This window comes from Pontibacter sp. CAU 1760 (genome assembly GCF_054482735.1).
In genome coordinates this window covers 1-12,006 of sequence record NZ_JBTLRL010000004.1, presented here as the reverse complement: position 1 = coordinate 12,006, position 12,006 = coordinate 1, and the positions used below count along the sequence as shown (strand labels likewise).

Annotated in this window: 8 protein-coding genes; 3 read left to right on the top strand and 5 right to left on the bottom strand. The window is 47.6% G+C overall.

The window, feature by feature from the left end; translation table 11 throughout:
• Positions 1 to 191: 191 nt before the first annotated feature.
• The 5 genes from ACXYMU_RS06575 to ACXYMU_RS06555 all read right to left on the bottom strand — a co-directional run bounded on the left by ACXYMU_RS06575 (position 192) and on the right by ACXYMU_RS06555 (position 8,323).
• Positions 192 to 2,918: a cation-transporting P-type ATPase gene (locus tag ACXYMU_RS06575; RefSeq protein WP_458985572.1), complete on the bottom strand. Its 2,727-nt coding sequence runs from the start codon at positions 2,916 to 2,918 to the stop codon at positions 192 to 194.
• 476 nt (positions 2,919 to 3,394) lie between these two features.
• The gene (locus ACXYMU_RS06570) at positions 3,395 to 3,877 is read right to left on the bottom strand and encodes a hydrogenase maturation protease (RefSeq protein WP_458985571.1); all 483 of its coding nucleotides are present in this window, start codon (positions 3,875 to 3,877) and stop codon (positions 3,395 to 3,397) included.
• Positions 3,858 to 5,309, bottom strand: a complete 1,452-nt coding sequence (locus ACXYMU_RS06565; RefSeq protein ID WP_458985570.1) for a Ni/Fe hydrogenase subunit alpha — start codon at positions 5,307 to 5,309, stop codon at positions 3,858 to 3,860. Before ACXYMU_RS06565 ends, ACXYMU_RS06570 begins: the two co-directional genes overlap by 20 nt.
• Before the next feature lie 10 nt (positions 5,310 to 5,319).
• Complete coding sequence (locus ACXYMU_RS06560; RefSeq protein WP_458985569.1) at positions 5,320 to 6,609, bottom strand: NADH-quinone oxidoreductase subunit B family protein; 1,290 nt, start codon at positions 6,607 to 6,609, stop codon at positions 5,320 to 5,322.
• Positions 6,596 to 8,323 carry an NAD(P)H-dependent oxidoreductase subunit E gene (locus ACXYMU_RS06555; RefSeq protein ID WP_458985568.1) on the bottom strand — a complete coding sequence of 576 codons (1,728 nt, stop codon included), beginning with the start codon at positions 8,321 to 8,323 and terminating at the stop codon, positions 6,596 to 6,598. Before ACXYMU_RS06555 ends, ACXYMU_RS06560 begins: the two co-directional genes overlap by 14 nt.
• 110 nt (positions 8,324 to 8,433) lie before the next feature.
• On the opposite strand from ACXYMU_RS06555, the gene hypA reads away from it, so the two are divergent.
• From hypA to hypF, 3 genes are read left to right on the top strand one after another with little or no spacing between them, the layout of a single operon-like run.
• Positions 8,434 to 8,775, top strand: coding sequence for a hydrogenase maturation nickel metallochaperone HypA (gene hypA / locus ACXYMU_RS06550; protein WP_458985567.1), 342 nt, complete (start codon positions 8,434 to 8,436; stop codon positions 8,773 to 8,775).
• A gap of 11 nt (positions 8,776 to 8,786) precedes the next feature.
• Positions 8,787 to 9,542: a hydrogenase nickel incorporation protein HypB gene (gene hypB, locus ACXYMU_RS06545; RefSeq protein WP_458985566.1), complete on the top strand. Its 756-nt coding sequence runs from the start codon at positions 8,787 to 8,789 to the stop codon at positions 9,540 to 9,542.
• A gap of 6 nt (positions 9,543 to 9,548) precedes the next feature.
• A complete protein-coding gene (hypF, locus tag ACXYMU_RS06540) occupies positions 9,549 to 11,885 on the top strand; it encodes a carbamoyltransferase HypF (RefSeq protein ID WP_458985565.1) in 2,337 nt (778 codons plus the stop codon).
• Positions 11,886 to 12,006 lie beyond the last annotated feature (121 nt).

Sequence of the window (12,006 nt, the reverse complement as noted above, 5' to 3'; positions counted from 1 at the left end):
CCTTACCCATTAAAATATTTCTATCACCAACTGTGGGAATATCGGGCCAGGCAGTCGTTTAAACTCCGGATGGATGATGCTATTAGAAAAGTTGATGACCAGGAATACAGGATGGATGCACTACAGTGCAGAGTTTTAGTAATTCCTTACCTTAATAAGATGTATTATCATACCGAGTTCAGAGAAGCAGCCTAGTTTTGCCTATCCTTCACTTTCAGCCTGATGATTTTTTCAATGGACACGATTGCAAACAGCAAAACACCAGCCCCTAAGATTCTTAACCACGACATAAGCCCAATCGGGCTGGAATGAAACAGCTTGTTCATAAAGGGCATATAAATAAAAAGTGCTTGAAAGAAAAACATGGCCAGGATACCATAGAATATCCACATGTTGGAGAAATAACCAATTTGGCGCAAGGGCTTAATGAGCGAACGGCAGTTTATAAGGTAAGCAGACTCTAGCACCACAAACACCGTTGCCGCTACTGTTTGGGCCTCTGACAACGAAGCGCCCAGTATACGGCGCTCATACAGGTATAAACCAAAAGATGCGATCAGCAATAAAAATCCAACCAGGAGTGTTCGCATTATCAGCTCAAAATTCAAGATAGGTTCATTTGCAGGGCGTGGAGGGCGATTCATGATATCAGGCTCCATTGGCTCGAAAGCCAGCATTAAACCCAAAAACACAGCGGTGGTCATGTTGATCCAAAGTATCTGTACGGGCTGCACAGGCAACTGCGTGCCTAGAACAATCGCGGTTAGAATAACCAGGCCCTCGCCTAGATTTGTCGGAAGTGTCCAGACGATAAATTTGGTGAGGTTGTCGAACACGCCACGGCCTTCCTCTACGGCTCCCTCAATGGATGAAAAGTTGTCATCCGTCAGCACCATATCCGCTGCATCTTTGGCAACATCTGTCCCCGTGATGCCCATGGCAATGCCAATATTTGCTTGCTTCAGCGCGGGGCCATCGTTCACGCCGTCCCCGGTCATGGCAACTATCTTCCCGCGGGCTTGCAGCGATTTTACTAACCTGAGTTTCTGATCCGGTGAAACACGGGCGAAAACAGATGTATTCGTTACGAGTTCTTCAATCTCCTGATCGCCCATATTCTGAAGCTCTTTGCCCGTTACAGCAACAAGCCTTCCGTTCTCCCGCTTCCCTGCAAGGCCAATCTGGCCCGCTATGGTGGAGGCGGTGACTGCATGGTCTCCGGTAATCATTTTAACATCTATACCAGCGTTTTGGCATAGTTTTACTGCTTCAATCGCCTCTCTGCGGGGCGGGTCGATCATGCCTTGCAAGCCTACAAAAGCGAATTGACTCGCTACATCGGAATGACCAATCGTTCCCTGGTTTTCAGGCATCTCCATTGTTGCGAATGCCAGCACGCGCAAACCCAGTGCAGCCATTCGGTTTACCTCGGCGTTTATGATGTTTTTGTCTAAGGCTGCAAGTGCACCATCAGGGTTCATGGCAAACGTGCTTCGTGCCAGGATGGCTTCTACAGAGCCCTTAATATATAGAACAGGCCGGATGGAAGCATGTAGCGTAGCCATATACTGATACTCCGACTCAAAGGGGATAGTATCAACGCGAGGAAACTCTGATTGCAGTTTTCCCTCTTCTAGCCCCCACTTGCGGGCAGCCACCAGCAAAGCGCCCTCAGTAGGGTCTCCATCAATATTCCACCTATCTTCCTGTTGCCGCAACACGCTTTCGTTGCAGAGCATACCAGCCTTCATGCATTGCTCTAGTGCTTTGTTCAGGTGCCCGCTTGCAGCCGCCTCAATTGGTCTTATTTCTCCTGAGGGGTCGTACCCCAGACCTGTGACCGTGTAATAGCTCCCCCCAGCATATATTTCCTGCACAGTCATTTGGTTTTCAGTGAGGGTCCCTGTTTTATCAGAGCAAATCACGTTTGTGCTACCCAACGTCTCTACAGCAACCAGCTTCCGGATAATAGCTCTTCTGCCAGCCATTTTGGATACCCCAAGCGCCAGCATGATGGTGACAGCCACGGGCAACCCCTCCGGAATGGCACCTACAGCCAAGGCCACCGCCACCATAAACATTTCTCCTGCTGTTTCGCCTCTTAGCAGTCCTACACCAAATACAATTACAGAAAGGGCTAAAATAACCTGCAGGAGCAAATGGCTGAACTTCCTGATTTTTATGGTTAAAGGAGTTTGCAGGTCCTCGGCTCCCAAAATGGATTTCTGTATCTTCCCGACTTCTGTTGCATCTCCTGTAGCCACCACGATACCTTTCCCCTGGCCATACGTCGCCACTGTGGAGGCATACCCCATGCTGAACCTATCCCCTGTCACCTCGTCGGCCTTTACGGGTGCTGTGTTCTTTTCTACAGCCATGGATTCGCCTGTTAAGGCTGATTCATCCACCTTCAGGTCCCGGACATGGATCAGGCGCACGTCAGCCGGAATCTTGTCCCCGGATTGAAGCAGCACAACGTCTCCCGGAACCAGCAGTTGGGCATCAATATTCTTCTTAGTACCAGCTCTTATTACCTGAGCCCGTAAAGCCATGCTCTTGGAAAGCGCATCGATAGCCTTTAATGCCTTTGACTCCTGAATGAACCCAATGATGGCATTGATGAAAACAACTGAAAAAATTACCAGTGAATCCAGGTACTCACCTAAAAATAGAGTAACCAACGTAGCGATTAGCAATATATATATGAGGGGCTGATTGAACTGCAGCAGAAACCTGACAAAGACATTTTGTTGCTGCTTCGGGGTGATGGCGTTTGGGCCGTAGTGCGCTAACCTCTTCTCTGCCTCTGCATCAGTTAGTCCTTTGCTGCCAGAGACGAGCAGGTGGCGCTCAACATCAGTTATCTCTAGGCTATGCCAGTTATTTTGATTCACTTGCAGTGTTTCTTTGCTAACCATTGTTCAGGAGTTTATTAAAGTCATCACGGCTAAGGTGAAGAGTAAAACTAATATCACTTTTTGTTAACGCGCTAAGGATGTAGCCCTTAAAAGAAGCTATAGTTGACTGAATTTAATTGCATACGTATAACAAATCGAATAGTATTTAATAACGAACCAACAGGCGCTAGACATTCGCTGAACGTTCCTCTGAAATCCCGGCAGCCTTCTCCTTCTCTTTCAGGCTACTATACGCCTTCCAATGCAAGCTAAAACGCTTCCTGACGAAAGTACCTTATACAGGCTGTGGATGGAGCAAAAGAGCGAGTACATACTAAGGAAGCGCGTATGGGCATGTCTTGGTGCGTGGGTTGTAGTCCTGAGCTGTCAGCGTCTACTATCAAGGAACTGACTGCTTACGCTCAGGCGCATGCCAAATAACCGCTCTGTCATTTCGACCACCGGGAGAAATCTGAGGATATAACAGGTTGAACGATTCAGATCTCTCCTATTGTCGAGAGGATGGGCTTATCTATCTTGAAATTTTTGAACCACGCAAAAGCCTCTTCTAAATTCACTAATGCCTTATTCGTTAACCCCTCCTTTAACTCCCATTCATACCCCTGAATAGCCAAAACCCAGGCATGCGGCTGCTGGCGATACAATTGCTGGCATACATACAGCGCACTTTCCGGGGCCAGCAGGTGCGTGGAATACTCTGAATTGCTAGATGGGAAACAAGGATTATAAGTGAACCCAGCTTCCAATTCGTTTTTTGAGGCGTCCACAAAAATGACCGTATCATATTGAGAGATCAGTTCGGCATCTTCGATGTTTAGCTGAAACTTATACTGCACATCTCCCTTAAAAATGCCTTCAGACTCTACCTTTTCAAGAAACGCCCAGCCTAGGCCATCGTCCTGTCTTGCAGAGTTCCCGATACCGATCAGCAGTATTTTTTCAGCCTTTTGCTCTTTCATCCACAAGTTGATTTTCTGAATCGAATAAAGAGATTTTCAGGGGCATTTGGCCTAAGGCATGTGTAGCGCAACTCAGGCAGGGATCGAAAGTACGGATCGCTGTTTCAACCTGGTTCAGCAACCCTTCGGTTATTTCAGGTTTGCCGTCCAGTACTTTTTCTGCCACCCATCTCACAGCCTGGTTCATGGGTTCGTTATTGTGGGTCGTGGAAACGATCAGGTTACATTTCGTGATCATACCGTCGTCGTCTACTTCATAATGGTGGATGAGCGTACCGCGTGGGGCTTCGATCACGCCAATCCCCAAGTTTCGGTGCTTGCCTTCGCGCACTAGTTCACCTTTATCCAGGGTGTCGTCCTCCAGCAACAACTTCATGGCCTCAGCGCAATGCAGCACTTCAATCATACGGGCCAGGTGCGTATGCATCGAGCTGTTGTTGGTCTTCCTGCCTGTTAACGATTTGAAATACTGCCGTTCTCTTTCCGCCAGGGGCGTAGGTATACGATTGCACACATTCAGCCGGGCCAGGGGGCCTACCCTGCTCCAGCCTTTCTCGCGCCCAAGGCTTTTCAGGTATGGGAATTTAAGATAGGTCCAGGGCTCGGTGGCTTCGTTAAAGATAACTTTATAGGTAACATCAGCAGGCGCCTCCAGAATCTGGGTTCCGGCAGCATCTACCGCTCGGAAATGCCCGTCGTATAGTTCAAGTTCACCCTTAGCTGTCACCAAACCCAGGTGATTTGATGGGAAAGCCGCAAATTCATCCATCCAATTCTGATGCTTTTTGTGGTAGCTTTTCAGGAACTGCACCATCTCAACAGACCATTGGATCATGGTATCCACAGAAGGTATGACTTTCCCATCCAGAAAAAACAGTCTTTCATCCTTAGAAAGGCCTTTGTGCACGCCCCCAGGCGTTACGGAAATGCCGTGTATCTTTTTCCCGGCGATCGCCTGTATCAGTTCCTGCCCAAACTTGCGCATCTGAATCCCTTTAATGGCCATCTCTCTGTTCTGAACGGCCACTTCCATAATGTTGCGTTTCTCGGGCGGGGCATCCGTCCCGAACAGCAGGTCCGGGGAGGCCAGGTAAAAGAAGTGGGTGGCATGCGACTGGAAAACCTGAGCAAAATGGAGCAGCCTCCGGATTTTGGTAGCTGTTGGCGGCAGATCATCCGGGTCAATCCCGACAATTTGATCAACGGCTTTGCCAGCGGCGATATGGTGGCTGACAGGGCAGATACCACACAAGCGTTGCACCAGCATGGGGGCCTCCCAGTAGGGGTGCCCTCTCACAAAACTCTCAAAACCCCGGAACTCCACAATATGGAAACGCGCCTCCTTTACACGGTTCTTCTCATCTAGGTGCAGGGTCACTTTGCCGTGTCCTTCAACTCTTGTGATCGGGTCTATCGCTATCTTTCGGCTCATCGTGACTTGTTTAATCGTATTTAAAGGCCTCGTATGGCACCTCGAAGTTTGTTCCGAACAGGATATTCTGAACCACTTTATAGATATGTTCAGCCCCCGGCGGACAACCCGGTATGTAGTAATCTATTTTTACTACTTCGTGGCAAGGGTATACTTTGTCGAGTATCTTCGGCAAGTCCTCATGACTCGGGATTTGTGCTGAATCATCTGTGGTAGAAGTATCCAGGTAAGCCTCTTTCATGGTTTGCTCCAGCGGCATCCAGTTGCGCAACGCAGGCAGGTTTCCGTTAATGGCGCAGGCCCCCACCGACACCAGTATGTCGCAGCTTTCCCTGAATTTCCGGAGCACTTCCACGTTCTCATCGCTACAGCAGCCTCCCTCTATCAGCCCAATATCGCAGCGTTGGCTGAACTCTTTTATATCGGTAAAAGGAGAGCGGTTAAATGTGACGAGCTCGATCAGGTCCAGCATCCCAAGGTCCACATCCAGCATCGACATATGGCAGCCAAAGCAGCCTGCCAGCGATACTGTTGCTACTGATTTCTTTTTCGCCTTAGTGGCTGTAGCGAACTCCAACCCGGTTTTATCTTTCTTTGTAGCCTTACCTTTTTCGGCGATGGAGGTAGTATCATACTTTCGGTAGCCGGGTGTTTCGAAGGTGTCTTCTTTCACCAGGATAGTGCCAACCGGGCAAATCTCCATCGCAAAAATGGCCTGCTCATGACTCAGCTTCGCCTCCTGCTCATAATCCACGGCCACCACCATTTCTGTGCCTCGTTGCTGGAAATAAAACACCGGCTTTCCCTCATCGGTAAACACATCTTCTACGCAGCGTTTGCATTGGATACAACGGTGGTTTTCCATGATTAAATGCTTTGGCTTGTAATCTATCTCGCGGTTCGGAAAAGTATAAAAGAAGCGTGGCGTATCCATACCCAGGGCATAGGCATCCGCCTGTAGCACGCACTTTCCGCTTTTCTCGCAGAGGGGGCAAATGTGATTCCCTTCTGTAAAAAGCATCTCCACCACTGCCTTTCGGGTATCCAGCAGTTCAGGCGTCATTACCTCCACCTCCAATCCCTCTTTAGTTGTTAACTGGCAGCCAGCCGTATACTTGCCGCCAACCTTAACCGTGCACACACGGCAAGTTCCCAAAGGCGGATCAACATGGTCGAAGTAGCAGAGCGCAGGTATAAAAATACCGTTCTCACGGGCTACCTTCAGCAGGTTCTCCCCTTCCGGGCATTTTATATTTTTGCCGTCCAGTATAATGGTAACTGTTTTCTTACTGCGCTTCATGCGTAATCCGGTTATAGTCTTCGGTGGCTTTCTCTAGGTCAAAATCAGGTATAAGGCCTTTGTCTTTTACCAGCTTTTGCCGGAATACTTGCGGGAATTTAAGTATAGCCTGCTCCAGAGAGTTAGGTGATGTTTGGCCCAGTCCGCAGCGGCTACTGTGCTTGATTATAGCAGCCCACTGCAAGGCTTTATCCAGATCAGATGGCAACGCCTGTCCCACCGCTATCTTCTCGATCATGTGCAGCATCTGCGGATTTCCGGCACGGCAAGGGGTACACAGGCCACACGACTCGTAGGTGAAAAATGCGGAGAAATTTCGAAGAATAGTCAAAAGGTCGCGCTGTGTGTTAAAGATCATCACTGAGCCTCCGCAGCGTATATCCTCGCAGGAAATGATTCGGTCTTTTTCCTTTACGGAAATCAACTCCCCCGAAGGGCCACTCATCTGTATGTACTTTGCCTTTTCAGCACCGCACAGTTTCAGCAATTCTTCTACCTGCATGCCCCACTCAACCTCATAAAGTCCCGGGCGTTTACAGTCGCCGGCAACGCTCAGCAGTTTCGTGCCCGTAGATTTTGGAGAACCCAGAGATTTAAATTTCTCGACGCCCAACTCTATAATGCGGGTAGCAGCGCAGAAAGTCTCTACATTATTAATAACCGTGGGTTTCCCTAAAAAGCCTTTATCTGTTGGGAAGAATGTTTTCAAACGGGGTTCGCCCCGCTTTCCTTCCAGCGATTCCAGCAGGGCTGTTTCTTCGCCGCAGATGTATGCCCCGGCACCCAACCTAATCTGAATGTTGAATTTATACTTGCCTGAACTGGCTTTCCCGTTCCCAAGCCAGCCTTTAGAGGTATAAATTTGTAACGCCTCCTGCAATTTTGGAAGTAGCCATTGATACTCGGCCCGCAGGTAGATGATGCCTTCGAGTGCCCCCACCGCATAACCAGCTATAATCATACCCTCCAGCAGAAGTTCAGGATAGAGGGTAAGCAAAGCGCGGTCCTTGAAGGTACCCGGTTCACCTTCATCAGCATTGCACACGATGTACTTTTGCCTGCCCTTTGCCTTTCGGCATAACTCCCACTTCATACCTGTCTGGAAGAAAGCGCCACCCCTACCCGATAAGCCAGACTCTTTGATCATGGAAATCACTTGGTCTGGGGTAAAATCCTTCAATTCTTCTAGTGCTTTGCCAGGTATAAACTCTCTAAATAGAATGGTTTTATCCGGTTCCGGGGTATACTGTATATGTTCCTCGATTGTATCGGCTAGTTCAGCTGGCGTTTTGCCCGATCTTAGGCCATTTATGATGTGCTTTACTTTTTGTGGAGTGAGGCTTGTGAAGGGATGGAAATTGATGAGTGCCGCAGGCTCCCGATCGCTCAGCCCAATACAGGAAGTCGCATATAAACCGAAAGTGCCGGTAGGGTCTGTTCCTCCTATTTTAGCACCAGTCTCTTGCTCAAGTGCCGCCTTTACATCCTCGAAGCCATGAAACCACGATAGGATGCTGTTATTAAGGTAGATGGTATATTTGCCCGCTGGCTCTCGCTGAAAAAAATGGTAAAAGCTGACCACCCCTTCCACATCTAACGCAGCTATACCAAACAATTTCGCTGTTGTGGCAATATCGTCGGCATGCAGGTAGCCTCTGGAATTTTGTAACTCCCAAAGATGCGTTAACAGCAAGGTTCTATCCTGAATTTTCATGGCAACAGGTGGTAATATCTGGAACAAACCAGCATCCTTCACGTTCTAATTAACGTGCTTAAAGTCAATTAGATAATAATTTTTTCATATTCAATCTAGATGTATACACCGTGCATGAGCTTTCCATTGCCATCAGTATCGTTGAAATAGCAGAGGAAGAAGTGCGGAAGGCGGGAAGCACTAAAGTAGAAGAGATTGTGCTGGAGATTGGGAAACTGACCTGTGTTGAAGATGAAGCATTGCACTATGCCTGGGAGGAGGCAAGAAAAAATACGGTGCTGGCAGAGGCTATGTGTATAGTGGACCATATAGAAGGCCGGGCCAAATGCCTTACGTGCAATGTAGAGTTCACCCTTAAAAATATGTATGACCTGTGCCCCACCTGCCAGGATTTCGGAAAGGAAATCCTACAGGGGAAAGAGATCAGAATTAAATCTATGGTAATCCTTTAAAATCAAAAGCTATGTGTACTACCTGCGGATGTAGCGCTGACGAGCCAGCCAAAATGACCCTCCATGCAAAACAGTTAAAATCGCTGGTAGTGGCTGGTCCTCCACAAAAACAATTGCACCTGCTGGAGCGTGATGTGCTGCACAAAAACGACCACGATGCCATGCACAACAGGTCGCATTTTGAGGACAAACACGTGCTAGCCATTAACCTGGTCAGTTCACCGGGGTCGGGCAAAACGACGCTCTTGGAGAAAACGATAGATGCCTTAAAGCATGAAATCCCTTTTTATGTGATCGAGGGCGACCAGCAAACTTCACAGGATGCTGACCGCATTGAGGCCACCGGGGCTCCCGTTGTTCAGATTAATACCGGCAAAGGCTGCCACCTGGATGCTTCGATGGTACACCGGGCGCTGCATGCCATTAACCCTGCGGAACACTCGATTCTTATGATCGAAAATGTCGGGAATCTGGTTTGCCCTGCCCTTTTTGATTTAGGAGAGAAGTTTAGAGTAGTGATTATAAGCGTGACGGAGGGCGAAGACAAACCCCTGAAATACCCGAACATGTTTGAAAGCGCGCACCTCTGCATCATCAACAAAACAGACCTGTTGCCTTACGTGGATTTCAGCGTAGCCAAAGCCAAGGAATATGCCTTGCGGGTAAATCATAAGTTACAGTTTCTAGAGGTTTCGGCAACCAAAGGTGATGGGATGATGGAGTGGTATAACTGGTTGAAACGAGCGCATGCTGCTGTGCCTGCCTGATATAAAGTGGCTACTTATCTTATCCATATCGCAGGGCGTGTACAAGGAGTCGGATTTAGGCCCTTTGTGTACCGGCTTGCCAAATCCTTACATATTAAGGGACAGGTGAGTAACGAACCCGATGGGGTAAACATTTATGCCAATGCAGATGAGGCCACGATACAAAAATTTTTCCACAGGGTTTTAGGTGAGTTACCTGAGCATGCCGAAATCACGAACTCTAGGCTTGAGAAAATAAAGCAAAGGCAGTTTGCTGATTTTCAAATCGTGAGCAGCAATTCTGAAAAAAGAACCCATCTTTCGCTTACGCCGGATCTTGCGATCTGCGACGCTTGCAGGAGTGAAATAAAGGCTCGTAATAACAGGCGTTACGGGTATGCTTTTACTACCTGCACAAACTGCGGTCCGCGCTACACGATCGTAGAAAATCTACCTTATGACAGAGAGAACACCACAATGGCGCCATTTGACATGTGCCCATTTTGTGTACAGGAGTATAATGCCCCAGGTAACAGGCGCTATTTTTCTCAAACAAACTCATGCCCTAAATGTCCGGTCAGCCTTACGCTGTATGACGCGCAGCAAAACTTGCTTTCTGCCGATCAGGCTGACGTGATTGACAAAACGGCTGCGCTGCTGTTGAACGGAAAAATTGTGGCTGTAAAAGGCTTAGGCGGTTATATGCTTATGGCAGATGCTACCAATAGTAAGGTCATTCAGCTACTGAGAAAGCGCAAACATCGGCCAGCTAAGCCCTTAGCGCTCATGTACCCAAACCTAGCGTTAGCAGAAAAAGACTTTATGCTTTCAAATCAGGAAAGAGCCACATTAAAATCAGCTGTTTCGCCTATCGTTTTGTGCAGGGTACGAGCATCGCGTTACACTTACATTAAAGTAGCATTGATAGCGCCACAAAATGCTAGAGTGGGTGTCATGCTACCTTATACTCCCCTTTTCGAACTTATACTCGGTAAGCTGAACAAGCCTGTCATTGCGACCAGCGCCAACACCCCTAATAGCCATATTATTTATCAGGATGCATCGGCATTTAAAAGCTTAGCCGGTATAGCAGACTACCTTTTAGTTCATGACCGTGAAATCAAGGTTCCGTTAGATGATTCCGTCGTGCAGTTCAGCACCAGGCATGCACAGAAGATTATCCTGCGCAGGTCGCGTGGCCTTGCTTTAACGATAGATAATTACCGAGGCGTGGACGGGCTTTTGGCGATGGGTGCTGACATGAAAAGTACCTTTGCCTTTACGGCAGAAGGCCTAACCCATGTAAGTCAATATCAAGGCGACCTCTCAGCCTATGACAATCAGTTAAACCTGGCCTATAATCTGAAGCACCTGACTGATTTACTGCACTTTAAACCAAATGCGATTCTCACCGACAAACACCCTTTATACATATCCAGGATGCTCGGTGAGTCTTTCGCAAAAGCGTATAAAATTCCAGTTGTAAACATTCAGCACCATGAAGCACACTTTGCAGCTGTACTGGCAGAAAACAAACTTTTAGCGCTCGATGAACCTGTGCTGGGTGTTATCTGGGATGGGACCGGGTATGGCACAAACTCAGAAATAAGAGGAGGTGAATTTCTTATTTATCATCATGGTGCTATCAAAACACTTAATCAGATGCAACCCTTCCCGAATCTGGCGGGAGACAAAATGGCAAAGGAACCGCGCTTAGCTGCCTTATCCCTTAGCTATAGTTTGGAGGGAACTGCCACAGTCCTGCGAGACAAGTTCACAAAATCAGAATGTGAGCTTTATTACCAGTTACTTATTAAGAAGCATAATACGATCTATACCACCAGTATGGGTAGAGTGTTTGATGCCGTTGCATCCTTCCTAGGGCTTTGTGATTTCAATAGTTACGAAGGGGAAGCAGCCACTTACCTGGAGCAAAAAGCGAGTAGCTATAGCGACATATTCAATTTAGATGGGTATGAATTAAGGTTAGCCAGTTCAGATTTTATACCCCTGCAATCAGTTATGCAACAAATCATAAGGGATAAACTGAAGGGAATCTCAAGAGCAAAAATAGCAGCAAAATTTCATGTCACACTGGTAACTATAGTTCAGAAAGTAGCGGAAAAACAGGGGTTTAAAAAACTGGCATTCAGCGGTGGTGTGTTTCAAAATACATTGCTCGTCGACCTGTTACAGGACAAACTAAGCAAGACACATGAACTGTATTTCCACAAACAATTACCTCCCAATGATGCATGCATCTCCTTTGGGCAGTTGGCTTGGATGAAAATGAATGAGAGAAATAAGGGAAAGGCTGCCAAGCTCACGCATAAATCGATGCTAAAAGAAATGAAATGTGCTTAGAAGCTGTTTTAAAACCTATTTAAATCTTTTTAACATAACAGCTATCATGGCCAAATAAAGCATGCTTTGGGCATTGACTCTGTTTTTCTCATAGTCTTTGCTCAAGCGTCTTGCGTGCAGC

Coding starts and splice junctions, on each gene's coding strand:
- ACXYMU_RS06560 (WP_458985569.1), bottom strand. CDS start 6,609: ATGAAGCGCAGTAAGAAAACAGTTACCATTATACTGGACGGCAAAAAT.
- ACXYMU_RS06575 (WP_458985572.1), bottom strand. CDS start 2,918: ATGGTTAGCAAAGAAACACTGCAAGTGAATCAAAATAACTGGCATAGC.
- ACXYMU_RS06555 (WP_458985568.1), bottom strand. CDS start 8,323: ATGAAAATTCAGGATAGAACCTTGCTGTTAACGCATCTTTGGGAGTTA.
- hypB (WP_458985566.1), top strand. CDS start 8,787: ATGTGTACTACCTGCGGATGTAGCGCTGACGAGCCAGCCAAAATGACC.
- ACXYMU_RS06565 (WP_458985570.1), bottom strand. CDS start 5,309: ATGAGCCGAAAGATAGCGATAGACCCGATCACAAGAGTTGAAGGACAC.
- ACXYMU_RS06570 (WP_458985571.1), bottom strand. CDS start 3,877: ATGAAAGAGCAAAAGGCTGAAAAAATACTGCTGATCGGTATCGGGAAC.